The organism is Pectobacterium atrosepticum, assembly GCA_019056595.1.
In the GTDB taxonomy this organism is placed as follows: Bacteria; Pseudomonadota; Gammaproteobacteria; order Enterobacterales; family Enterobacteriaceae; genus Pectobacterium; species Pectobacterium atrosepticum.
Genome location: CP036163.1, coordinates 4,399,195 through 4,424,808, shown reverse-complemented (window position 1 = coordinate 4,424,808; position 25,614 = coordinate 4,399,195). Strand labels below are relative to the sequence as shown.

The following is a 25,614-nucleotide window of genomic DNA, read 5'->3' as shown; positions in this document are numbered from 1 at the left end:
TAACACAGCCGACACCATGCTCACTCACAGCCCCTTCCAGATCGGTAGGGGCTGTTTGCTATGTGTTATCACGCGGGTATCATAATTTCTGTGGCAACCACCACCACAATCAACCCGACCAGAACAGGAACAGATGTGCGCTTCACCACCTCAAACGGCGATATCTTCGCCATCCCCGCCACCGCAACCACCACGCCGGATACCGGAGAAATGGTACGTCCTAAATTGGAAGCCTGAAGCATCGGAATGGCCAGATAGGCAGGGTTGATACCCATTTGTGACGACAGCTTTGGAATCAGCTCAACAAACGCATAAAACGGCGCATTGCCCGAACCCGTCGTCATAGCCGCCAGCATCGTGATTACCACCAGCACCAGCATAATCACCAACCCACCGCTGCCAAATGACTGCGCGAGGCCAATCAGTCCGCTGATAAAGCCAATTGTGCCAAGTCCCTGAGCAAAAACACCAGCAGCAACTAGCAGGATTACGACGCTAGAGAAAGCATCGGCCATGCCGCGATAAGCTACATCTAGCCCATCAAATACTTTTTGCGCATTGAATGAACGGACAAACTCCAGCACCGCGGTCAACACCATACAGATAACCAGTACGGTGATAATGTGAAGCTCCGGCCCCCATTTGCCATCAAATACCAGTACGCCCATGATAGGCGTAAACGGCAGAATGGCGTAAAAACGCGGAGCATTCGTCGTGATCTCGCTGACATCCAGAATCTCATGGCTAGCATTCTCTTTGTTGTCCAAATAGCGCTGCCAGAAGAAATGTGCGATGGCCATGCACACGATAGCAATGATGGAAATGGGCAGCGTGGCCTTAAAGGCGAAATCCACTAATTTCATCTGCGATGCCTGAGCAGCAAGCACCACGTCGCCCGACGTTGGCGACAGGATCAACGCCACAGGGGATGCACAGATTGCCGCAGCAGCACCGCGGCTAATCCCGACATTCACCATGACAGGGAACAGCGTTGCCATCAATAACACGCCCAGCCCAGTGGCCGATGACACCGCCAACGACATCAAACAGGCGACAAAATAGGCCGCAATCATCAGCAAATAAGGCGAGTTGATCATTTTAAGCGGGCGTGAAACCAACTTAACGACGACATCATTCGCCCCGATGTGCGTCATGTAAGCCGCAAACCCACACAGCACCATAATCATCATGCCGAGATCGCCACCGCGGCTCATCAGCAAAATTTTTACGTATTCAAAAATATCCGTAGCGCTCCAGCCCGTCGCCTTCGCACTGGCTGGCAATATGTTTTTCCCCAGCATGGCACTGATTGCCAAGAGTAAGAGGCCTCCCACCAGCAACACGCCCGTCGCGGAATACCCTTTTATAATGTAACGACCAACCAGAATCGTTACAGCAACACCAATCAAAAGTTCGAGCATAGTGAGTTTCGATACCTGAGTAATAAATTATCTGACAGAAATTCCCCGGCAGCGGAATCTCACCGCACCGAAAACAGGGAGCGGAGTTTACTGCTTTAGAAAATAAAAAAAGAGAAAAATATTAATATGCAGCGTTAAAAAAGAGACATCGAGCACAAAGGCGGGCTGGGAAAGGATGACAGAGTAAGGGAAAACATTAGGGAGACGCTGCCGATTTGCTGACGAGAATCAGCAAATCGGCCAAGAACGCAGCACTTCTGAAACTTAAAGGCGGTCGAGCAGTTGCTTCAGATCTTTGCCCTTCTGGTTTTGCTGATTTTGGCTGGCCCAGTCATTTAGGCGTTTCTTCAACTCGTCCTGTAGACGTTTACGCAGCAATTGATCCACCTGTAACTGGTAGTTCAATTTATCCCACTCGCCATAGACGCGTAACGGGATCGCTGTGTTTTTCAACACGCTGACCAGTTGCTCATCGCCCTGCCACCCCTGCGTGATAGAGACATTCACGTTGACGTCACACGTCTGAGCTGGCAAATCGAATTGTCCTACACCACTTAGCGACAGCAGCTCTGAGTGACCATTGAGATCGGTAAGGCGCAATTTACCTGCGTTCAACTGTACTTTCCCTGTCAGCTGTTGCAGTTCGGTATAACGCTCGTAGCGCTCTTGTCCTCGCACATTTCCGTTGCTACGCGCCACCGCCATCTGCACCATTTGCTGAATGTTTAAGCCCTGTAGACGTACATTCTTGGCTTGCAGCGTCGCCGTTCCTTGCCATTGCTGGAGCAATGCAGGCAGCGCAATACTGTTTCCGCTAAATTGTCCCACCATCGACAATTTCCCGCTGACCGTCTCGGAAGACAGCGCCAATGCGGACATCAACTGAGCAAGCTCAATATCCTTGAGGTCAGGCCGTAGCGTGATGTTGGTTGCTGATTTTGTCACGACTTTAGCGGGTAATGAGAAATGTCCATCCCCCAGTTCGCCACTTAAGGTAGTGATGTCTAACAACCCCAGCTGATTGTCTGCCCGTAGCGTAAATTGTCGGACATTAAGCCCACGGTAAACCAGTGATGCTGCCTGTAACGACAGACGAGCGGTGAATTGCTGTAGGCTATCTTCTGGCTTAGCCGTGCCACTTTCATTTGAAATAACGGGAGCTGACGGTTTAACCGCCACCGTAGGGGCGCTGTTCTCTTTTACCGACGCAATCCCCAGTAGAGAATCCAAATCCAGTTTTTCAGACAACAGCTCCAATTCATAATGAGGGACATCACCCAAGGTCACGCTACCCACCCCAGACAACTGGCTATTATTGGTATTGAGTGAAAGCTGACTAAACGTGATTTTTTCAGGCTGCTGTTGATAACTCGCCTGTACACTTCCCGTCCCGCTGATACCGTTTGCCGGTATCCCCGCCCCCTGAAGTTGATAATCCAGTTTGGTGATATTGGCATTTACCTGCTGAGGGAAATGTAGCAAATCGACATCTGCGGCAAGAGAGAAGGCAATATCGCGCTGATCGCGATTGATACGGCTAGATAATTCGATGCTGATCTGGCGATCGCTGCTCTGCTCCATCGCAAGATTAATATCGCGAACATTAATCTGTTCATTATTACTACGTTGCAGAATCAACAGGCTATCGGCAACTTTTATCTTATCGATATCCAGCCGCCAGCGTCGTTCTTCAGATGGGGCCTGCGACCCCATAGGGGCAATTGGCGCAGTGTTAGACTGTTTGGCTTCACTTTCCGGCGTCAGGCGAATAATGGCCCCTTTTAGCATCACCTGTTTGACTGCCAGCTTGTGCGACAGCAGCGGCCACAGTTGCACATCAAGGCGCATATTCTCAGCACTGACAATTGGCGCACTAGAACCGGGCGCACTTAATGACATACCGCCAGATAAAATACTCAGTTGCGGCCATACGTGCCAGCGCAGATCGCCGTCCAGTTGCAGGCGGTAGCCGCTACGTTCCTCAACCTGCTTCACCATATAAGCGCGGAAGTCATTGGGATTAACCAGTACGACCAAAGCCGTCATTCCTGCCACCAGCACCACAAGCAGAATTGCCAGCGTCGTCAGAAATCTTCTCATGCCATCCTCATTGCGAAACGCACGGCTACCTGCTTTTTACGTTACAGGCCTGTCGCCAAACGCTCAGTCTTTATCGATCCGGCTCGCTACCGCACCCTGTTGATCTTTATATTTGGCATCCTGACGGCGGTTGTACGGACGAGCAGCCGGCCCGGAAAGCGGTTCAAAACTCAGTGCGCCAATCATCATGCCGGGGCGTAACGCCAACGGCAACTTACCTGAATTATAGAACTCCAGCACAATTCTTCCTTGCCAACCTGGATCAATACGGTGTGCGGTGACGTGAACCATCAATCCCAGACGGGCTAACGAAGAACGACCATCCAGCCAGCCAACCAAATTATCCGGCAACGTGACAGACTCAAGCGTTACTGCTAGGGCTAATTCTCCCGGATGCAGGAAAAACGCCTCACCTTCCGGCAAATTAATCTCATCACTCATGACGCGTTCGAGCGCAGCGCTGACTTCATCCTTCGGGCCGCTTAAGTCAATGAAAGCCGCTGTGTGCCCACGGAATACGCGAAACTGATTTCCCAAACGAACATCAACGGTCGCGCCACTGATCCTCTCAGTCGGCGGACGGGGTGTAATCACCAGTCGGCCATCATCCAGCCAGGCTTCAATGTCACGGTCACACAGTCTCATCTTATTCTCCATTCGACAGTGGTATCTATCAGATACTGCTACGCTTCACGTTGCATCCGCATTAGCGGTGTAACGTGATGGTATGACGGGTATCCACTACTCAAAAAACTGGCTTATCTTCGCTTTCAAAATATCAATCGCAATGCGGTTTTTCCCGCCACGCGGCACGATAATATCGGCATACTGCTTAGAGGGTTCGATGAATTGCAGGAACATTGGGCGCACGGTCTTTTGATACTGTTCCATCACGGAGTCCATTGAACGGCCTCGCTCATTAACGTCGCGACGCATACGGCGCAGCAGGCAAATATCCAGTGGAGTATCGACAAAAATAGAGAAATTCATCTCATTGCGCAGGCGCGCATCCGTCAGCAGCAGGATACCTTCCAGGATAATGACCTTTTTCAGTTCAATATGCACTGTTTCCTGTTTACGGGTGTGCTCGACATAGCTGTACTGCGGGACTTCGATGGCCTGACCGGATTTCAGCATCTGCAAATGTTTGATTAGTAGGCTGTGATCCATCGAGCTTGGGTGGTCATAGTTGGTTTTTACCCGCTCTTCCATGGTCAGGTGGCTTTGGTCTTTATAATAACTGTCCTCAGATATCACCCCGATATGCTGATCACCAACCTGATCGCGCAATTCACGATACAAGGTGCTGGAAATAAGACTTTTACCCGAAGCGGACGCCCCTGAGATCCCGATGATGACGCACTGGTGAGACTGATCAGTCATGGTATTAACGACCTGATTAACATAAATAAAAGAGAGGGGAATGCGCCAACAGGCGCTTTGACGCGGCAATTATAGGGAGTTAGCCCCCTTCACGCCACCCTTTCCGCGTATTGCATCAGGGGAAACAAGGCACTGACACATTCAACAAGCCGGGACGATGCCCGGCATTGATAGAAGCGTTACAGCGCTCGGAAAGAAATCTCACTGGGGATAACGTTACCCTGCCAGTAGAGTTGAGCGGCAACCTGTCCCGCCAGTTCACGGTACAGGGAAGTAAACTCACTGTCCGGCTGGCTAACCACAGTCGGCTCACCACGGTCAAGGTCTTCACGCAGGGAGATATGTAGCGGAAGCTGACCTAACAGAGAACAGTGATATTTTTCCGCCAGCTTCTGCGCGCCGCCCGTGCCGAAGATTGGCTCCAGATGACCACAATTGCTGCAAATATGTACGCTCATGTTCTCAACGATACCCAGCACCGGCACGCTGACTTTTTCAAACATCGCGATGCCCTTCATGGCATCCATCAGCGCGATATCCTGTGGCGTCGTCACGACAACTGCACCGGTGACAGGAATACTCTGCGCCAGCGTCAGTTGGATATCACCCGTGCCCGGCGGCATATCTAACACCAGATAATCCAGATCCGGCCAGAGCGTATCCTGTAGCAATTGCAATAACGCTTTACTGGCCATCGGGCCACGCCACACCATCGCATTATCGTCCGTCACCAGATAACCAATCGAGTTGGTTGCCAGGCCGTGCGCGATAATCGGCGCCATGTGTTGTCCATCAGGCGAAGTGGGACGCTCACTGGCAGAACCCAGCATGGTAGGAATGGAAGGGCCATAGATATCGGCATCCAGAATGCCCACATTCGCGCCTTCTGCTGCCAATGCCAGCGCCATGTTGACCGCCGTACTCGATTTGCCGACCCCACCTTTACCAGAACTGACAGCAATGATGTTTTTCACGCCCTTCACGCCAGCTTGATCGTTAACCCGGCGCAGCGTAGCGATATCGTGCGTTAAGCGCCATTCGACTGCCTTCGCGCCTGATAAACGTAATAACTCATCGCTAACCGTTTCTTTTAATACTGCCAAACCACTGAGCCATACAAACGGCATCGTCAGTTCGATGTGCAATACATTATCCAGCAACGCACAATGGCGTAGCGCATTCAGTGTCGTCAGATTATTTTTCAGTGTCGGGTGCTGAAAAGTAGATAAAACCCCGGTGACCATCGCACGCAATGCTTCAGGACGTTGTTCGGGGACTGTAGCGTTCATTCCGGCTCCTTGAAATTCTCATATTTTACCGTTGAGATCGTGTATAGCATATCAGAGCCATAGTCACCTGACGCCCTTCGGCATCAAAAACGTGGAAACGCTACGCAAAATAGAATCTGCCAGGGTGTTTCCTACCGTTTTTACTCACGCCAGCGGTTTACGCAGCAAGGCGCTATCGGTTAACATCGATCTCCCTCTATTCACAAAAGAAAGCAAGTTCCTCATGACTCAAGTCGCAAAGAAAATCTTGGTAACGTGCGCGCTGCCTTACGCTAATGGTTCGATTCACCTCGGTCATATGCTTGAACACGTTCAGGCCGATATCTGGGTTCGTTACCAGCGAATGCGCGGCAACCAGGTTCACTTTATCTGTGCGGACGACGCCCACGGCACGCCAATCATGCTGAAAGCGCAGCAGATGGGAATTGCGCCAGAACAGATGATTGCGGCAATGAGTCAGGAACATCAACAGGACTTTGCCGGCTTCAATATCAGTTATGACAACTACCACTCTACGCATAGCGAAGAGAACCGTGAGCTGTCAGGTCTGATTTATGGTCGTCTGAAAGAGAACGGTTTTATTAAAAACCGCACGATTTCTCAGTTGTACGATCCAGAGAAAGGTATGTTCCTGCCGGATCGTTTCGTTAAAGGCACCTGCCCGAAATGTAAGGCTGCCGATCAATATGGCGATAACTGTGAAGTCTGTGGCGCAACCTACAGCACAACGGAGCTGATCGAACCGAAGTCCGCGGTTTCTGGTGCGACGCCGGAGATGCGTGAATCAGAACACTTCTTCTTCGATCTACCGGCTTTCAGCGACATGCTGCAAGCCTGGACGCGTTCAGGTGCATTGCAGGAGCAAGTCGCCAACAAGATGCAGGAGTGGTTCGATTCGGGTCTGCAACAGTGGGATATTACCCGCGATGCGCCGTATTTCGGTTTTGAAGTCCCTGATGCGCCGGGCAAATATTTTTACGTCTGGCTGGATGCGCCAATCGGCTACATGGGCTCGTTCAAAAACTTGTGCGACAAACGTGGCGATCTGAATTTCGATGATTTCTGGAAGAAAGACTCAGACGCGGATTTGTATCACTTCATCGGTAAAGACATCGTTTATTTCCACAGCCTGTTCTGGCCGGCCATGTTGGAAGGCAGCGGTTTCCGTAAGCCAACGAATCTGTTCGTGCATGGCTATGTCACGGTCAACGGTGCCAAAATGTCTAAATCACGCGGCACCTTCATTAAAGCGGGCACCTACCTGCAACATTTGGATGCCGATTGCCTGCGCTATTACTACGCCGCAAAACTGTCTTCTCGCATTGATGATATCGACCTCAATCTGGAAGATTTCGTCCAGCGCGTGAATGCTGACATCGTAAACAAGGTTGTGAATCTGGCATCGCGTAATGCGGGTTTCATCAGCAAACGCTTTGACGGCAAACTGGCGGACAAACTAGCAGATGCCGAGCTGTACAAAACCTTCACCGATGCTGGTGCCAGCATTGCGGAGGCCTACAGCAGTCGTGAGTCCGGGCGTGCCATTCGTGAGATCATGGCACTGGCGGATATCGCCAACCGCTATGTTGACGAACAAGCGCCTTGGGTGGTGGCGAAAGTAGAAGGTCGGGATGCCGATCTGCAAGCCATTTGCTCAATGGGTATCAACCTGTTTCGCGTATTGATGACGTACCTGAAGCCAGTTCTGCCTGCGCTGACGCAACGCACAGAAGCATTTTTGAACACGGAACTGAGCTGGGATGCTATCTCCACCCCGCTGCTAAGCCATCAGGTCAATCCATTCAAAGCACTGTTCAATCGCATCGATCTGGATAAAGTCAGCGCAATGGTTGATGCGTCTAAAGAAGACATGGTCACAGCGCAAAACGTCGTATCGGGCCCGTTGGCAGACAACCCAGTGCAAGACACTATTAACTTTGACGATTTTGCCAAAGTCGATATGCGCATTGCGCTGATTAAGCAGGCCGAACTTGTTGACGGTTCTGACAAGCTATTACGTCTGACGTTGGATTTGGGCGGCGAAACTCGCCAGGTCTTCTCCGGCATTCGTGAGGCTTATCCCGATCCGGCTAAGCTGGAAGGCCGTTTAACCGTGATGGTCGCCAATCTGGCACCGCGTAAAATGCGCTTCGGTATATCAGAAGGTATGGTGATGGCTGCGGGTCCTGGCGGGAAAGATATCTTCCTGTTGAGCCCAGACAGCGGCGCTCAACCTGGTATGCAGGTCAAATAAAAACCACATCAAGCCGGATTCTTATCCGGCTTTTTTTGCAACAATTCCTCCACAAATATCCGCTTATTCCCCTCCGACCGATTCGTCACTCTGCATAACTTGTAACCATGAAATAACAAAAACGTTATGCATTACAATATATAGCGAATAAAAAACATACCTCTTTGTAGGTGTAATGGGGATTTAAATACTTAAATTTTGATTTTGCGCAAAGCCCACATTTTGTGTGTTGTTAAATTGCTCGCAACAAAAATGACACATAATTACACAGGGAAACTAATGCAACTGAATAGAAGAGGTTTCTTTAAAGTTTGCGCGGGGGGGATGGCTGGAACCACTCTCGCGGTATTAGGCTTTACACCCACGGAAGCAATGGCATCTGTACGTCAATACAAACTATTACGGGCGAAAGAGACGCGTAACAACTGCACATACTGTTCGGTCGGTTGTGGTGTGCTCATGTATAGCTTGGGCGATGGCGCCAAGAATGCAAAACCCTCCATTTTTCATATCGAAGGTGATGCCGATCACCCAGTCAGCCGCGGCTCCCTTTGCCCGAAAGGTGCGGGCCTGGTTGACTATATCCACAGCGAAAACCGCCTGCTCTACCCTGAATACCGTGCGCCGGGCTCAGATAAATGGCAACGAATCAGCTGGGACGACGCGATTGAACGCATCGCGCGCCTGATGAAAGCTGACCGCGACGCCAACTTCCAACGCACCAACGCGAAAGGCGAAACCGTCAACCGCTGGCTGACTACCGGCATGCTGTGTTCTTCTGCCGCCAGTAATGAAACCGGTGTTCTCGACCAGAAATTTGCCCGCTCACTCGGCATGGTTGCCATCGACTGTCAGGCTCGCTTGTGTCACGGACCAACCGTTGCCGCGCTGGCACCGACATTCGGCCGTGGCGCGATGACCAACAACTGGGTTGATATCAAAAACGCCAACGTCATTATCGTGATGGGCGGTAACCCGGCAGAAGCGCACCCGGTTGGTTTCAAATGGGCAGTTGAAGCGAAAACGCACAATAATGCAAAATTGATTGTTGTCGATCCACGCTTTAACCGTTCCGCAGCCGTTGCCGATCTGTATGCACCAATTCGCGCGGGTTCCGATGCGGCTTTCCTGCTCGGCATCGTTAACTACCTCATCACACATGAGAAAATTCATCGCGAATACGTGGTGTCCTACACCAGCGCCAGCCTGATCGTACGTGAAGATTTCAGCTTCGACGAAGGCTTGTTCAGCGGCTACGATGAGCAAACTCGCCAATATGATAAATCCAGCTGGCAGTATGAGTTGGATGAATCTGGTTTTGCCAAGCGTGATAACACGCTGTCTCACCCACGCTGCGTCTGGAACCTGCTGAAAAAGCACGTTTCCCGCTATACACCGGAAATGGTGACCTCTCTGTGCGGTACGTCAGCCAAAGATTATGAAACCATTTGCCGCACGCTGGCCGAAACCTGTGTGCCAAATAAAACCGCCACCTTCATGTATGCACTGGGCTGGACGCACCACACTAACGGTGCGCAGATTATCCGCTCAGCAGCAATGATCCAGCTTCTGCTGGGCAATATCGGCATGGCAGGTGGCGGCATCAACGCCCTACGCGGTCACTCCAATATTCAGGGCTATACCGACCTCGGTCTGCTAACGACAAACCTGCCGGGCTATATGCCACTCCCGTCAGAAAAACAGCCGGATCTGAAAACCTATCTCACGCAAATTACGCCAACAGCGCTGTTGCCCGATCAGGTTAACTATTGGAAAAACACGCCAAAATTCTTTATCAGTATGATGAAGAGCTTCTACGGCGATCACGCTCAGGCTGCGAATAACTGGGGTTATGACTGGTTACCGAAGTGGGATCGCAGCTACGACATCATGGTGCAAACCGAGCTGATGGTAGAAGGCAAAATGAACGGCTACATCGTTCAGGGCTTTAACCCCGTTGCCGCGTTCTCCAACAAAAACAAAGCGACCGAAGCTCTCTCCAAACTCAAGTATATGGTCATCATCGATCCATTGATCACTGAAACGTCCACGTTCTGGCAGAACTACGGCGAATTCAATGATGTGGATACGAAGTCCATTCAGACTGAAGTCTTCCGCCTGCCTTCTTCCTGCTTTGCCGAAGAGAATGGTTCTATCGCCAACTCCGGTCGCTGGTTGCAATGGCACTGGGCGGCGGCCGAGCCACCAGGAGAAGCCCATCACGACGGCAAAATCCTCGGTAAGCTGCTGATGCGCCTGCGTGAACTGTATAACGAAGAAGGCGGTGCGTATTCCGATCCGTTGATGAACATCAACTGGAACTATAAAGACCCGGAAGATCCAACGCCGGAAGAGATCGCCCGCGAAGCCAACGGTATGGCGCTGGCCGATATCTACGACGACAGCGGCAAACTGCTCCTGAAAAAAGGCCAGCAGCTTGCTGATTTCTCACAGCTGCGTGATGACGGTACGACGTCAAGTTTCTGCTGGATCTACGCCGGTAGTTGGACAGAGGCCGGTAACCAGATGGATAAACGCGACAATGCTGATGCCGGTCTGGGCTGCACGCCGAACTGGTCATGGTGCTGGCCGCAAAACCGCCGCATCCTCTACAACCGCGCCTCCGCTGATCTGCAAGGTAAACCGTGGGACAGCAAGCGTAAATTGCTGGAATGGAACGGCCAAAGATGGCAAGGCATTGATGTACCGGATTTCGGAGCCACCGTACCGCCGGGCAAGGACACCGGGCCGTTCATCATGCTGCCAGAAGGTCTGGCACGTCTGTTCTCTGTGGACAAACTGGTAGACGGGCCGTTCCCTGAACACTACGAACCGATCGAGTCACCTATCGGCACTAATCCGCTGCATCCATCGGTGATTTCCAGCCCGGTAGCGCGTTTATTTGCACGTGATGCGAAAACGATGGGCACCGCGAAGGACTTCCCTTACGTGGCAACCACGTACTCGATTACCGAATTGTTCCGCCACTGGACAAAACATGCGCGTTTGAACGCGATTGTGCAGCCAGAGCAGTTTGTTGAGATCGGTGAAAATCTGGCGAAGAGCAAAGGCATCAAAGCGGGCGATGAAGTCAAAGTCTCCAGCAAACGTGGCTACATCAAAGCCAAAGCGGTCGTTACCAAGCGTATCAAAACGCTGGAAATTGCCGGACACAGCGTGGAAACCGTTGGTATTCCCTGCCACTGGGGCTATGAGGGAACCACGCGTAAAGGGTTCTTGGCTAATACACTCACCCCGAGCGTCGGCGACGCTAATTCACAAACGCCTGAATACAAAGCGTTTCTGGTTAATGTAGAGAAGGTGTAAGGGTAGCCAACTATGTCAATGCAATCACAAGATATTATTAAACGCTCGGCCACCAACGGCTTTACACCGCCTCCGCATGTGCGTAATGACAAAAGCGAAGTGGCAAAACTGATCGATGTCACCACCTGTATCGGCTGTAAAGGCTGTCAGGTGGCCTGTTCAGAGTGGAACGACATTCGTGACGAAGTCGGTCATAACCTCGGGGTTTATGATAACCCCGCGGATCTGAGCGCTAAATCCTGGACGCTGATGCGCTTTTCCGAAGTGGAAGAGAACGATCGTTTGGAATGGCTGATCCGTAAAGATGGCTGTATGCACTGTAGCGACCCAGGCTGCCTGAAAGCTTGTCCTTCCGCTGGCGCAGTCATCCAGTACGCCAATGGTATCGTCGATTTTCAGTCCGAAAACTGTATCGGCTGCGGCTATTGCATCGCCGGTTGCCCGTTCAATATTCCACGTCTGAATAAAGAAGATAACCGCGTCTACAAATGTACGCTGTGCGTCGACAGGGTTAGCGTTGGGCAAGAGCCTGCCTGTGTGAAAACCTGTCCGACCGGTGCCATTCGTTTCGGTACGAAAGAAGAGATGAAGCATCTGGCAGAAGAACGCATCGCCGATCTGAAAAGCCGTGGTTACGAACACGCAGGTCTTTACGATCCGCAGGGCGTAGGCGGTACGCATGTGATGTATGTTCTGCACCACGCAGACAGACCATCGCTCTATCACAACCTGCCGGATGACCCGCAAATTTCCACACCGGTCAATCTGTGGAAAGGCATTCTGAAGCCGCTCTCTGCGTTAGGGTTTGTCGCCACCTTTGCTGGGTTAATGTTCCACTACATCGGTGTAGGTCCGAACACAGAAGAAATGGAGCATGAGCACGAGGAAGAAGACAAAGAAGGGGGAGACAAACATGAGTAAACCAAAAATGATTTTGCGCACCAAGTTTATCGATCGCATCTGTCACTGGATTGTGGTGATTAGCTTTTTCCTGGTCGCGCTCTCAGGGATTGCTCTGTTTTTCCCAACCCTGCAATGGTTGACGCAGACGTTTGGTACGCCGCAAATGGGGCGTATTCTGCACCCGTTCTTTGGCGTGCTGATCGTTATCTGTCTGATCCCAATGTTCTTCCGCTTTGTTAGCCATAACATTCCGAAGAAACGCGATCTGCCGTGGTTCCTCAACATTATTGAAGTGTTGAAAGGTAATGAACATGAAGTGGCTCAGGTGGGTAAATACAACCCAGGCCAGAAGCTGATGTTCTGGAGCATTATGGGGCTGACGCTGGTACTGCTGATCACCGGGGTTATCATGTGGCGTCCTTATTTTGCCCACCTTTTCCCGATTGATATCGTGCGCTACGCTATTCTGATTCACGCTGCGGCGGCTATCGTGCTGATCCATGCCATCCTGATCCACATGTACATGGCATTCTGGGTTAAAGGCTCGATTAAGGGCATGATTGAAGGCAAGGTCTCCAAACGTTGGGCGAGTAAGCACCACCCGCGCTGGGCGCGTGAAATGGAAGAGAAAGAAACGAAGAAATAATTCACTCTTTCCTCATCTAACAGCTCTCCTCAAATGCCCGCCTCGCGGGCATTTTTCTTTGCATCCGCAGTCAGCACTAATCGTTATAACTTAAACCCAAAAATCATAATCATCCCCTCTTTCTCGGCTATCGCTCAACGGCTATGATGCAGTATTATTTTTAAATAGACATCCAGACATAAAGACAGCTATAAGTAGTAACGCAAACTACATAACAATACTGTCATCGACACAACATCAATTTATAAAACGCCACGGAGCTGATAATGAAGAAATTTACGCCTGCCCTGCTTGCACTGAGCTTACTGACAGCATTACCGGCACTGGCTAATCAGAGCGCCACCATTGCCCCTGTTCCGGCCGCTATCGCCAATCATAATGGTCCGGTTCGGATCGCCGTTATCCGCAATTTGGGATCGGACGACAACACTACACAGTTTGTTTCCGGCGTGCTCGAAGAGGGTAAAAAGCTGGGCTTCAAGGTCAGCACGTTCTTGAGCAACGGCGATGACGCCCGTTTTCAGGATTTCGTGAATCAGGCCATTAGCCAGAAATATGATGGCATTATCCTGTCACAGGGCCGCGATCCCTACTCTACCGATTTGATTAAGCGCATCGTCGACAGCGGTATTGCCGTTTCCGTGTTTGATACCGCCGTGAACGGCCAGATTCCGGGCGTGACTGTCACACAGCAGGATGACGCCTCACTCACTAACGAATCCTTCGGCCAACTGGTTAAGGACTTCAACGGCAAAGCCAATATCATCAAGCTATGGGTCGCAGGCTTCCCGCCGATGGAACGCCGCCAGCTCGCTTATCAACAGATCCTGAAAGCCAACCCCGGCATCAAAGAGCTGGAATCGATTGGCGCTGTGTCCTCTGACGTACAGGGTGATACCGCCAATAAAGTCGGCGCAGTACTGGCGAAGTATCCGAAAGGCAAAATTGATGCAATCTGGGGATCGTGGGATGCCTTCAGCCAAGGTGCTTATAAGGCATTGAAAGAAAATGGCCGGACTGAAATCAAGCTATATAGCATCGACATCTCCAATCAGGATTTACAGTTGATGCGCGAAGCGAGCAGCCCGTGGAAAGTCAGCGTGGCCGTCGATCCTAAGTTGATCGGTAAAGTGAACCTGCGTCTGGTTGCCAACAAGATTGCCGGTGAACCAACGCCTGCAACCTACGAGTTCCGCGCTGCCTCGATTCCACAGGCGCTGTTAGCCAGCCAGCCAGGCGCGGTCAACGTCGCCGGATTGGCAAAAATCATCCCAGGTTGGGGCCATACGGATGATTTTATCGCACCGTGGTTTGCTACACTGGAAGCCAAACAGGCGAAATAATACGGAGGTAACTCATGGCATCGACTCCTCTGCCAACACCCGATTACAGCCGCAATATGCGGCTGATTGGACACAGCGATCAGGGCGGCAGACCCGATGGCGTGCAGGTGATGGTTCATCGCGGCTACGCTTACATCGGGCACATGGTTTCACAAGGCGTGTCGATTGTGGATGTGCGCGATGCCAAGAATCCCAAGCCAGCGGGGTTTATTGCTGCCCCGCCCGGCACCTGGAATATTCATCTGCAAACACATGATGACCTCCTGCTCGTCGTCAATGCGCGCGATTTGTTTGCCGACGCCAGCTTCGCCGAGGAAAAGGTCTATTACACCCGCTCCGTCGCCGATACGGTCAGTACCAAACAGCAAGGCAAAAGCTGGAGCGCCGGATTACGAATTTTCGATATCTCAACGCCGGATAAACCGAGTGAAATCAGCTTCCTGCCGTTAGACGGCATCGGCATTCACCGCATCTGGTACATGGGTGGGCGTTGGGCCTATGTTTCCGCTTTGCTCGACGGCTATAGCGACTACATCTTTCTGACTATCGATCTGGCCGATCCGCAGCGCCCTGAAGTTGCCGGGCGTTACTGGTTACCCGGTATGCACAACGCTGGCGGGGAGACCGCAAGCTGGCCTGAAGGCAAGCGTTACGCGCTTCACCATGCCATCATCAGCGGTGACACCGCCTACGGAAGCTGGCGCGATGGCGGGTTGACGCTACTGGACGTGAGCGATCGTACCCATCCACAGCTCATCAGCCACCGTAACTGGAGCCCGCCGTTTGGCGGTGGCACACACACGGCGCTACCGCTGCCGGATCGCGATCTGTTGATCGTATTGGATGAAGCGGTATTGGATAATCAGGAAGATGGCGAGAAATTGATTTGGGTGTTCGATATTCGTGAACCGAGTAATCCGGTCAGCATCGCCACCTTTCCCCAGCCGAAAGAGGCGGATTATGTGAAGAAAGGCGCGCACTTTGGCCCACATAACCTGCATGAAAATCGACCCGGCAGCTTCATCAGTTCATCATTGATTTTCGCCACGTATCAAAACGCAGGAGTACGGGCTTACGACATCAGTAATCCGTATCAGCCGAAAGAAACTGGTGCGCTTGTGCCTGCCGCACCAGCCACAATGGTCGATAAACGTCCCGGTAGACCGCAGATCATTCAGTCTTGCGATGTGTTTGTTGATGCCGACGGCATCATCTACAGCACAGATTACAACGCGGGCTTGTCGATTATCGAATACCGGGGTTAATTGCCGACCCTGTACACAAATCAGCACTTCACAGCATCAACGTTTCACAACATTAGCGACAAAAAAGCCCTGCGGATAAACGCAGGGCTTAATCTTAATGTTGTGCTTCGCTTACTTAATCCAGCGCCAGCACCGCCACCCACATTGGACCTTGACCGACGGCGTAACGCGCCAGCGGTTGCAGATCGCCCGTGTGCTGATCGATGTGATACACCTCAATATGCTGAGACTTCTGCCCCGCTGAAATCAGGAACTCACCGGTGTGATCGATATTGAAACCGCGCGGCTGCGTTTCGGTCGGCTGATGACCCGTCAGCGTTAACGTGCTGCCGTCTTCAGATATCTGGAAAACGCTCAACAAACTGGCAGTACGATCGCTGATGTACAGGAAATTGCCATTCGGCGTGATGTGAATATCTGCCGCCCAGCGCGTATCGCTAAAGCCAGCAGGCATGGCATCCAGCGTTTGTACTTTCTGCACGTCGCCGCTGGCTGCATCCAATTGATACACATCGACTGAGCTGTCCAGTTCATTCACGCAATAGGCAAAGCGCTGATTCGGATGGAAAGCCATATGGCGCGGACCAGCACCCGATACCGTCGTCATTTCAGCCTGACGATGTATGCTCAGTTCACCCGCTGTACCCAGATCGTACAAACGAATACGGTCTTCTTTCAGACACGGTGCCCACACGACGGTATTGGTTGGATCGATATTGGTAGAGTGACACCCCTCCAATCCGTCCAGTTGCTGAGTCGGCTCGCCGACAATGCCGTCAGCATCAATCGGGCTAACGCTAACGCAGGCGCCGCTGTAAGACGCGCTGAACAGGAAACGTCCATCGTTATCGGTAGACAAGTGCGTCGGGCTACCCGGTAAGGATGCAACGCCCGCTTCCGTCAATTTACCCTGTTCATCAATACGATAGCTCAGAACCCTGAAGTCAGGACGAACACCGACATACAGGTGGCGCTTATTTGGCGCAATCGCCATCGGCTGGACCTGTCCTGGGACTTCAACGGTTTGCAATAATGTCAGATTTCCCTGAGCACCGAGCTGCCAAACATGAATCTGCTGGCTTTCTGGGCTGGCGACATAAACAACTTGCTGCATCGTATTCTCCTTATTTCACGCGAATGTGGCGGCACAGGAAAGCTCAGAAGAGGTTCATTGAAAGGATAACGAACTGGCTCACCTTGGCGCACATATACCATTAATGACCAATCACTCTATTCTACAGAGACATCGCAAGGCTACTATTGATTTAAGCAGTGGCTGATTTAAGTAATCATTGATTTAGCTAACGGCGCTGATGATGCAGCAAAACTGAATGGGTGATAAAAAGTGATGGTGCAGAATATCAATGGAAGATAAGAGGATAACAAGAAGAGACATGGGGAAATATTGAAAGTGGCGGAGGAGTAGAGATTCGAACTCTAGAACACTTTCGCGTCGCCGGTTTTCAAGACCGGTGCCTTCAACCACTCGGCCACTCCTCCGCAATGACGCGCACTATAAACAGTACGCCGCGTATTGTAAAGCCATGTTGTGATTGATTGCTTAAAAAATAGATGATAAGCCGTTGAAAGAATAGAAAATAGACAATGATATCCCGTATTAACCCATTTCATCCCACAGCACCGGATACTTCGCAACCAAGCCAACCAGACACTTTTATCTCGCTGTTATCTGTCTATTTTTCGCCGTGTCCTTTATCGTAGAGGTAATTTGATACCCACATTTTTATTTGCGAGACAACTATGACCTACCGAGTAATTGCACTTGATCTTGATGGTACGCTACTGAATCAACAGAAAAAAATCCTCCCTGAATCTCTTAGCGCACTCGCGCTGGCCCGTCAGCAAGGCATAAAAGTCATGATCGTCACGGGGCGTCACCACTCAGCAATCCACCCTTTTTATCAGGGATTGCAGTTGGATACGCCTGCGATCTGCTGTAACGGCACCTACGTCTATGATTACCAGCAGGGCCGAGCGTCGCACACCAATCCGCTCTCTGCCGATCAGGCAAAAAATGTCATCACGCTGCTAGAGGAATTTGATATTCACGGGCTGATGTATGCTGATGACGACATGTATTACCAGTATCCTACCGGCCACGTGGTCCGCACGCTGGCATGGGCTTCTAGCCTGCCGGAGCAGCAGCGCCCGCGCTTCGCACAGGTGGAAAATCTGGTGCGTCAAACGGAGGCGTCTCACGACATCTGGAAATTCGCAACCACACATGCCGATGTCCCTACGCTGAATAATTTCGCTGCGGAAGTGGAAAAACGGCTGGGATTGGCCTGCGAATGGTCATGGCAGGATCAGGTTGATATCGCCCAAACCGGCAACAGCAAGGGTAAACTGCTTCAGCAATGGCTCGGCGAGCAGGGTATCAGCATGAAGGACGTCGTGGCATTTGGAGATAACTTTAATGATATCAGCATGCTGGAAGGCGTAGGACTAGGTGTCGCAATGGGCAACAGCGCCGACGAGATCAAGGCTCGTGCTGATCTGGTGATTGGCAGCAATGAAGAACCCAGCATCGCAGAGGTTATCCGCACCCGTATTCTGGCATAACTAACGGTGACGCAATCAGGCAAGCGAGTGGTATTAGACAATCACGTCGCTTTTCCTGATTGCGTTCGACTATTGAAAGACTTACAGCGCGCTACCCAGCACCTGTCGCAGGTAAGCCCCTGCCCCCATTAATCCTGGCTGTTCATGGGTAATCAGGTACACAGGGATATCCTGCATATAGCCTTTAAACCGTCCTTTGTCTTCAAAAGCCGCCCGAAAGCCAGAGGCTTTAAAAAACTCCAGAAAGCGCGGTACGATGCCGCCAGCAATATAAACACCGCCAAACGTGCCTAAATTTAACGCCAGATTGCCACCGAAGCGCCCCATAATGACGCAGAATAGCGACAGCGCGCGACGACAATCTACATCCGTATTGTTGACAGCACGTTCGGTAATATCCTTCGGCTCCAGCGCCTCAGGTGTACGATTGTCGGACAGCACGATAGCGCGATAAATGTTCACCAGCCCCTGGCCAGACAGCAAACGCTCAGCAGAAACATGCCCCAACGATTGGCGCAAAATAGCCAGAATGTTGTCTTCTTCATCGCTATTGGCCGCGAAATCCACATGCCCACCTTCACCCGGCAGGCTGACCCATTGGTTGGCAACATGAACCAGATGAGCGACACCAAGCCCCGTGCCTGCGCCATACACGGCAACGGGCTTACCCGGCACAGGTTCCCCACCACCGAACTGGAGCAAACTCTCACGCCCCATCACCGGAACCGCCATGGAAACAGCAGTAAAATCGTTGATAACCTCAAAGTGGCGTAAACCCAGACTCGCTTTCATTTCAGCGATGGAAAATGCCCAGGTGTGGTTCGTCATCGCTACCCAGTCACCGGTAATCGGGCAGGCAATCGCGATACAGGCATCCTGCACCGTGGCCTGCCGCGAATCGAGATAATCGCGGATCGCCCCTTCCAGAGAAGGGAAATCCAGCCCGGAATAAGTCTCAATTTGCGACAATTCGCCCGTAATGGCGTCACACAGCGCCAAACGCGTATTGGTGCCGCCGACATCGCCCACTAAAACAAAGTGCGTCATTCTTCTTTTCCCCTCAATAAAAGCAGATACCCGATCATTGCGCGAAAACAGCCAACTACGCTATGGCTATATAACTTTCTAGTGATAAGGATCTCATTTACGGCTAAAAGCTGCGGTTAAGTTAAAAGTAATCGATTACATTTAAAAAACACAGATTGTAATCGATTACTTTTAAGAGGGATACCGCATGGTTTCTTCATCTGAAAACACAGCTACCAAATCGTTACAACCGGCCTTCGTCGTTCCCAGACTGTCACTCATGATGTTTTTAGAGTTCTTCATCTGGGGTTCATGGTCGGTTACGTTGGGCTTGGTTATGACACAGCATAATCTGGCTGCCATGATTGGCGACGCCTTCTCTGCCGGACCGATCGCCTCGATCCTTTCTCCGTTTGTGTTGGGTATGGTGGTCGATCGCTTCTTCCCCTCACAGAAAGTCATGGCGCTGCTGCACCTGATCGGGGCCATCATTTTATGGTTTGTTCCCAGTGCGTTGACCAGCGAGAACGGCACCCAACTGCTGATACTCCTGTTCGCCTACACGCTGTGCTTTATGCCAACGCTGGCGTTAACTAACAACATTGCATTTCATAGCCTGAGTAACAGTGAAAAAAGCTTTCCCGTTGTGCGGGTTTTCGGCACGATCGGCTGGATCGTTGCCGGGGTCTGCATCGGGATGGCTGGCATCGCCGCAAGCGTCAATATTTTCTACGTTGCCTCCGCTTGCTCCGCCATTCTGGCAGCCTACAGCCTGACGCTGCCACATACTCCAGCGCCCGCAAAAGGCTCACCGCTGGCATTACGCGATCTGTTCTGTGCCGATGCATTTGCGCTGCTGAAGAAAAGCCATTTCCTGGTGTTTGCCATCTGCGCCATGCTGATCTCGATTCCACTAGGCACCTACTATGCTTACACCGCCTCCTTCCTGAGCGATGTCGGCATCAGCAACGTCAGTACCGCTATGTCGTTCGGCCAGATGTCCGAAATCTTCTTCATGCTGATCATCCCGCTGCTGTTTAGAAGACTGGGTGTGAAATACATGCTGTTCATCGGCATGCTGGCGTGGTTCGTACGTTACGCATTCTTCGCACTCGGCGTGAACGAAGAAACCCGCTGGCTGCTCTATATCGGCATCCTTCTCCATGGCGTGTGCTATGACTTTTTCTTCGTCATTGGCTTCATCTACACCGACCGCATCGCCGGGGAAAAAATCAAAGGTCAGGCCCAAAGTCTGGTGGTTCTGTTCACCTACGGAATTGGCATGCTGCTGGGATCGCAGGTTTCCGGTGCGATTTATAACCGTCTCTTCGACAACGGCACGCTAAATGAGCCCGCAATCTGGACCTCTTTCTGGTGGATCCCTGCGGTCGCCGCTGCCGCTATCGCCATCATTTTCCTCTTCTCGTTCAAATATAAAGAGGAGCAGGCCTAACCGTCTGATACCGATTATTTAAGGAGAAAACGGGATGAGGCCGCTTAATGCACTCATCCCGTTTTCTCCACTACTGCTATCGCAATCGTGCAACGGTATTGATAACCACACCCCGTTGCCAAAGGAGGTAATAATGAAAACGTTAAAAGGACCGGGTATTTTTCTCGCCCAGTATATTGGCGATCAGGCTCCCTTTAACTCGCTGGAAAATCTGGCGCAATGGGCAGCCGGATTAGGCTTTAAAGCGCTGCAAACTCCCTGTAACCATCCGCATATATTCAACCTAGCCACCGCCGCCGACAGCCAAACGTACTGTGATGAGGTGAAAGGCCTGCTGGCACAGCACGGGCTGACCATCAGCGAACTGTCGACTCATTTGGAAGGACAACTTGTTGCCGTCCACCCTGCTTATGACGATGCTTTTGACGATTTCGCCCCACCAGCCTACCGCCGCAATCCACAAGCTCGCCAGCAGTGGGCCATCTCAGCAATAAAGCAGGCGGCAAAAGCCTCTTCACGCCTAGGGCTCAACGCCCACGCCACATTTTCCGGCGCGCTGGCCTGGCCTTATTTTTACCCGTGGCCACCGCGTAAAGAAGCCCTGATTCAGGAAGCCTTTAAAGAACTCGGCCGACTGTGGACGCCGATCCTCGACTGTTTTGACGAGCACGGCGTGGATGTGTGTTACGAGCTACATCCCGGCGAAGATTTACACGACGGCGTAACTTTTGAACGCTTCCTTGATGTCGTCAATCATCACCCGCGCGCCAACATTCTTTACGATCCCAGCCATATGCATTTACAGCAGATGGACTACCTCGGTTTTATCGATCGCTACCATGCGCGAATCAAAGCGTTCCATGTGAAAGATGCGGAATTTACTCCATCGAGCAAAAGCGGCGTCTACGGCGGCTATCAGTCATGGGCTGAACGCGCCGGGCGCTTCCGTTCACCGGGAGATGGACAGATCGATTTTGGCGCTATCTTCAGCAAACTTGCCCAATACGATTACGACGGCTGGGCGGTGCTTGAGTGGGAATGCTGCCTGAAAGACAGCAACTGTGGTGCGAAAGAAGGTGCGGCGTTCATCAATCGCCACATTATTCCCGTCGCTCAGCGCGCCTTTGACGATTTTGCTGCCACCAGCGACGATCGTCCGTTGGTAAGAAAAATGTTGGGATTAAAAGAGGAGGATGCAGAATGATCCGCGTTGGCATTATTGGTTCCGGTTTTATTGGCCCGGCACATATAGAGGCAATTCGTCGCCTCGGCTTTGTTGACGTGGTGGCGCTGGCGGAAAACTCGCTGGATGTCGCTCAACAGAAAGCCCGGCAGCTCAACATTCCTCATGCCTACGGCAGCGTCGCTGATTTGTTAAATCACCCAGACATCGATGCCATCCACAACTGCACGCCAAACCATCTCCATGCAGCGATCAATAAGCAGATTATTCAGGCAGGCAAACACGTTTTTTCGGAAAAGCCGCTGTGTATGACCAGCGAAGAAGCGCGTGAACTGGTCGCACTGGCAGAAGAAAAAGGGGTTGTCCACGGCGTCAGCTTTGTCTATCGCCAATTTGGCATGGTGCAGCAGGCAGCCAGCATGATTAAGCGTCAGGAAATAGGCCGACTCTTTGCGGTGCACGGCGGCTATCTGCAAGACTGGATGCTGCACGACACCGACTATAACTGGCGTGTTGAACCCGAGTACGGTGGTATTTCCCGTGCAGTAGCCGACATCGGCTCACACTGGTGCGATACGGTACAGTTTATTTCCGGCCGGAAAATTGTCGAAGTCTTCGCAGATTTCGCTATCGTCCATCCGATCCGCAAATCTAATCGGAATGGCACCGCCACGTTCTCATCATCCGATAGACCGCCCGAGTACGACGACAAACCGGTTAAAACCGAAGATTACGCGACCGTTTTACTGCGCTTTGATGATGGTAGCCGCGGATCGTTTACCGTTTCTCAGGTCAGCGCAGGCCGGAAAAACCGCCTGACGTTCGAAGTGAATGGTAGCGAGCAATCGCTGGCCTGGGATCAGGAAACACCGCAGCAGCTATGGATCGGCCATAGAGATAAACCCAATCAGCTGTTGTCGGACGATCCATCGTTGCTAAACCCAGAAGCCGCCGCCGCAGTCCATTTCCCCGGTGGGCATATCGAGGGCTGGCCGGATGCGTTCAAAAATATGATGGCGAATTTTTACACCTACCTGCGCGATGGTAAAAAACCCGGCGTCGATCCGTTCAATTTCGCCACCTTCTACGATGGTGCGAACATCATGTTCATCATTGATGCCATCGTGCAAAGTCACCAGCAGCAAGCGTGGGTGAAGGTCGCCGATTAAGGCATCAGGCCGCTCATTCTCTTATGGCATTCATCCCGCAGGTACAACGCCCGCGGGATGCAGCCAGAGATATTTATGGTAATCTGCTCAGCCAAGCATAAGTAGCGTGAGTGCCTTCTGAATTATGTCGATTCAAAAAATAGCACGGATAGCGGGTGTCTCGGTCGCAACGGTTTCACGGGTGTTGAACAACATTGATACCGTGAAGCCGCAAAACCGGGAACGTGTTCTCAATGCGATAAAAAACAGTAACTATCAGCCGAATTTACTAGCCCGACAGCTACGTACCGCACGCAGCCACATGCTCTTGGTCATGGTTTCCAACATTGCCAACCCTTTCTGCGCCGATGTGGTAAAAGGCATTGAGGCGGAAGCGGAAGAAAATGGCTACCGCATACTTCTATGCAATTCCGGCTCTGATATCGTTCGCGCCCACTCCAGCCTGCAACTGCTGTCCGGTAAAATGGTCGATGGCGTGATTACCATGGACGCCATTTCGACGCTGTCAGCGCTTCAGGACATGATTGGCACCGCGCCTTGGGTACAATGCGCCGAGCATGATGATACCTCCGCCGTTTCATCCGTCGGTATTGATGATGCAGAGGCGTCCCGTTTCGTCATTAATCACTTTATTGGCAAAGGCCGCCGCCGTATCGCCATGATTAACCACGATATGAATTACCTCTATGCCCAGCAACGAGAGAAAGGCTATCGCGACGTTATCGCAGAAAATGCGTTTGATTATGGCAAAGTCGAATACGCTAATGCGCTGAGCTATGAAGGCGGAAAAGCGGCAATGACCGCGCTACTTCACGCCCCAGAACGCCCGGATGCCGTCTTTGTGGTATCCGACACGCTGGCAGCAGGCGCATTATCGGCAATTAATGAGGCCGGACTGCGCGCGCCACAGGATATTGCCGTGATCGGTTTCGACGGTTCGGAACTGGGCTACATCACCTCACCGCAGCTCAGCACTATTCAGCAGCCGTCTGCGCATATCGGCAGAGAAGCCGTGAAGTTACTGTTACAACAGATTGACCAACCTGCCAGCGAAACAGAAAAGCGTTTACTGGAATGGACGTTTGTCGAACGGGCATCCAGCTAACCCACGCAGAATACACCGTTCATTAACCCCACTTTGACAGCCTGCGGTTCGCTGACCGCAGGTTGATATCTCTATTTCTTACTTACTTTTTACCTTACTCAGTTTTTCATATAACGACTGGTAGGCGGCGGAAATAATGGCCTGCGGATCTTTCGGCAAATCATGCTCAGCAACAAACCATTGGGTGCCCGCTTTGGCCGCCGCTGGGAGAATCTCTTCCCACGCCAAAATGCCCTCGCCCGGTGGAGCAAAGTTCATTTCATCATCGCGGATACCGATGGAGGTATTGTCTTTCGCATGAATCGAGTAGATACGGCCTTTGTACTGGCGCAGAAGGCGCGCAGGATCCTGCCCTCCTAGGGATACCCAGGCAACATCCATTTCCAGCATCAGGTTCTCTGGCTCTGCGGCATCTAACATAATTTCCAGCGCCGTTTTGCCGCGATACTTCTTCATCTCAAAATTATGGTTGTGATAAGCCAGCTGCATACCCTGCTTCTTCAGTTCACGCCCAAGGTCGTTCATTTCTGTACCAAAGCGCTGCCATCCCTCTGCGCTATTCGGTCGGTCTTCAACATTTAGCCACGGCACGATAATCATGCGGTTGCCGATTGCTTTGTTAAAGGCCACAACCTCAGCCATATTACTTTTCAGTTCGCCAAGCTGGACATGTGCAGCAATGGCTTTTAACTGATATTTCCCCAGCAACCCCTTCATTTCTGACGCACTAATACCGTGCGTCCCGACGAGTTCAACCGCTTTAAACCCAGCGTTGTGCGCCATAGAGAATTGCTCATCAAGCGTACTCACGCTACGCAGCGTATACATCTGCAACGCTATTTTCTGATTTTCTGCTGGACGCTCAGCAAGTGCCAGACCAGATGAAACCATCAACAACAGCGGTATCGCGAACGCACGGCGTAACAATGTCATACAAGGCATATCCTTCTCCTATTTTTATCCCGTAGCACAGGTGAAAACAAAAAGTAATCGATTACTTTTTATGATGAAAAAATAATGAAGCCGAGATAACTTATCTGACTACCTTGTTCACACGGTAGAAAAAACGAATTGAAAATCACTCTCAATCCTCAATTTGTTATCTTAGTCACAGAATATCGACTGTTCCACGCAATAGACCGAGCGATGCAGGACACTGCCTTA

General features: G+C 51.5%; 19 protein-coding genes and 1 tRNA gene. 11 read left to right on the top strand and 9 right to left on the bottom strand.

Annotated elements, in window-relative coordinates; genetic code table 11:
• Positions 1-68 precede the first annotated feature (68 nt).
• From dcuC to apbC, 5 genes are all read right to left on the bottom strand, one after another.
• Positions 69-1,421, bottom strand: a complete 1,353-nt coding sequence (dcuC, locus tag DCX48_20760; protein QXE16731.1) for an anaerobic C4-dicarboxylate transporter DcuC — start codon at positions 1,419-1,421, stop codon at positions 69-71.
• Between the two features lie 264 nt (positions 1,422-1,685).
• Positions 1,686-3,521 carry an outer membrane assembly protein AsmA gene (asmA, locus tag DCX48_20755; protein QXE16730.1) on the bottom strand — a complete coding sequence of 612 codons (1,836 nt, stop codon included), beginning with the start codon at positions 3,519-3,521 and terminating at the stop codon, positions 1,686-1,688.
• 63 nt (positions 3,522-3,584) lie between these two features.
• Positions 3,585-4,166, bottom strand: coding sequence for a dCTP deaminase (locus DCX48_20750; protein QXE16729.1), 582 nt, complete (start codon positions 4,164-4,166; stop codon positions 3,585-3,587).
• Positions 4,167-4,262: 96 nt separating this feature from the next.
• Positions 4,263-4,904, bottom strand: coding sequence for a uridine kinase (locus DCX48_20745; GenBank protein QXE16728.1), 642 nt, complete (start codon positions 4,902-4,904; stop codon positions 4,263-4,265).
• A 179-nt stretch (positions 4,905-5,083) separates the two neighbouring features.
• Entirely contained in the window at positions 5,084-6,193 is a 1,110-nt protein-coding gene (gene apbC, locus DCX48_20740; protein QXE16727.1) for an iron-sulfur cluster carrier protein ApbC, read from the bottom strand.
• Between the two features lie 223 nt (positions 6,194-6,416).
• Between apbC and DCX48_20735 the strand changes: the two genes are divergently transcribed.
• The 6 genes from DCX48_20735 to DCX48_20710 all read left to right on the top strand — a co-directional run bounded on the left by DCX48_20735 (position 6,417) and on the right by DCX48_20710 (position 15,931).
• On the top strand, positions 6,417-8,447 hold the full coding sequence (locus DCX48_20735) for a methionine--tRNA ligase (protein QXE16726.1): 2,031 nt from the start codon (positions 6,417-6,419) through the stop codon (positions 8,445-8,447).
• 279 nt (positions 8,448-8,726) lie between these two features.
• Entirely contained in the window at positions 8,727-11,774 is a 3,048-nt protein-coding gene (gene fdnG, locus DCX48_20730; protein ID QXE16725.1) for a formate dehydrogenase-N subunit alpha, read from the top strand.
• Between the two features lie 12 nt (positions 11,775-11,786).
• Positions 11,787-12,695, top strand: coding sequence for a formate dehydrogenase subunit beta (fdxH, locus tag DCX48_20725; GenBank protein QXE16724.1), 909 nt, complete (start codon positions 11,787-11,789; stop codon positions 12,693-12,695).
• On the top strand, positions 12,688-13,323 hold the full coding sequence (fdnI, locus tag DCX48_20720; protein ID QXE16723.1) for a formate dehydrogenase-N subunit gamma: 636 nt from the start codon (positions 12,688-12,690) through the stop codon (positions 13,321-13,323). Before fdxH ends, fdnI begins: the two co-directional genes overlap by 8 nt.
• Before the next feature lie 266 nt (positions 13,324-13,589).
• Complete coding sequence (locus DCX48_20715; protein QXE16722.1) at positions 13,590-14,666, top strand: sugar ABC transporter substrate-binding protein; 1,077 nt, start codon at positions 13,590-13,592, stop codon at positions 14,664-14,666.
• A 14-nt stretch (positions 14,667-14,680) separates the two neighbouring features.
• Entirely contained in the window at positions 14,681-15,931 is a 1,251-nt protein-coding gene (locus DCX48_20710; GenBank protein QXE16721.1) for a hypothetical protein, read from the top strand.
• A 115-nt stretch (positions 15,932-16,046) separates the two neighbouring features.
• On the opposite strand, the gene DCX48_20705 is transcribed toward DCX48_20710, so the two are convergent.
• Both DCX48_20705 and DCX48_20700 read right to left on the bottom strand, forming a co-directional pair.
• Positions 16,047-17,045, bottom strand: a complete 999-nt coding sequence (locus DCX48_20705; GenBank protein ID QXE16720.1) for a 6-phosphogluconolactonase — start codon at positions 17,043-17,045, stop codon at positions 16,047-16,049.
• A gap of 298 nt (positions 17,046-17,343) precedes the next feature.
• Positions 17,344-17,431: transfer RNA gene (locus DCX48_20700), tRNA-Ser, on the bottom strand.
• A 261-nt stretch (positions 17,432-17,692) separates the two neighbouring features.
• On the opposite strand from DCX48_20700, the gene DCX48_20695 reads away from it, so the two are divergent.
• The gene (locus tag DCX48_20695) at positions 17,693-18,514 is read left to right on the top strand and encodes a pyridoxal phosphatase (protein ID QXE16719.1); all 822 of its coding nucleotides are present in this window, start codon (positions 17,693-17,695) and stop codon (positions 18,512-18,514) included.
• A gap of 81 nt (positions 18,515-18,595) precedes the next feature.
• Here the strand turns inward: DCX48_20695 and DCX48_20690 are convergent, their stop codons facing one another.
• On the bottom strand, positions 18,596-19,561 hold the full coding sequence (locus DCX48_20690; GenBank protein QXE16718.1) for a glucokinase: 966 nt from the start codon (positions 19,559-19,561) through the stop codon (positions 18,596-18,598).
• 187 nt (positions 19,562-19,748) lie between these two features.
• Here DCX48_20690 and DCX48_20685 point away from each other — a divergent pair, with 187 nt between their 5' ends.
• The 4 genes from DCX48_20685 (at position 19,749) to DCX48_20670 (ending at position 24,450) form a co-directional block, all read left to right on the top strand.
• The gene (locus DCX48_20685; GenBank protein QXE16717.1) at positions 19,749-20,993 is read left to right on the top strand and encodes an MFS transporter; all 1,245 of its coding nucleotides are present in this window, start codon (positions 19,749-19,751) and stop codon (positions 20,991-20,993) included.
• Between the two features lie 133 nt (positions 20,994-21,126).
• Positions 21,127-22,197, top strand: coding sequence for a sugar phosphate isomerase/epimerase (locus DCX48_20680; protein QXE16716.1), 1,071 nt, complete (start codon positions 21,127-21,129; stop codon positions 22,195-22,197).
• The gene (locus DCX48_20675; GenBank protein ID QXE16715.1) at positions 22,194-23,345 is read left to right on the top strand and encodes a Gfo/Idh/MocA family oxidoreductase; all 1,152 of its coding nucleotides are present in this window, start codon (positions 22,194-22,196) and stop codon (positions 23,343-23,345) included. The genes DCX48_20680 and DCX48_20675 overlap by 4 nt, the downstream gene beginning before the upstream one ends.
• A gap of 124 nt (positions 23,346-23,469) precedes the next feature.
• The gene (locus tag DCX48_20670; GenBank protein QXE16714.1) at positions 23,470-24,450 is read left to right on the top strand and encodes a LacI family transcriptional regulator; all 981 of its coding nucleotides are present in this window, start codon (positions 23,470-23,472) and stop codon (positions 24,448-24,450) included.
• A 78-nt stretch (positions 24,451-24,528) separates the two neighbouring features.
• On the opposite strand, the gene DCX48_20665 is transcribed toward DCX48_20670, so the two are convergent.
• Positions 24,529-25,383, bottom strand: coding sequence for a sugar phosphate isomerase/epimerase (locus DCX48_20665; protein QXE16713.1), 855 nt, complete (start codon positions 25,381-25,383; stop codon positions 24,529-24,531).
• Between the last annotated feature and the right edge of the window lie 231 nt (positions 25,384-25,614).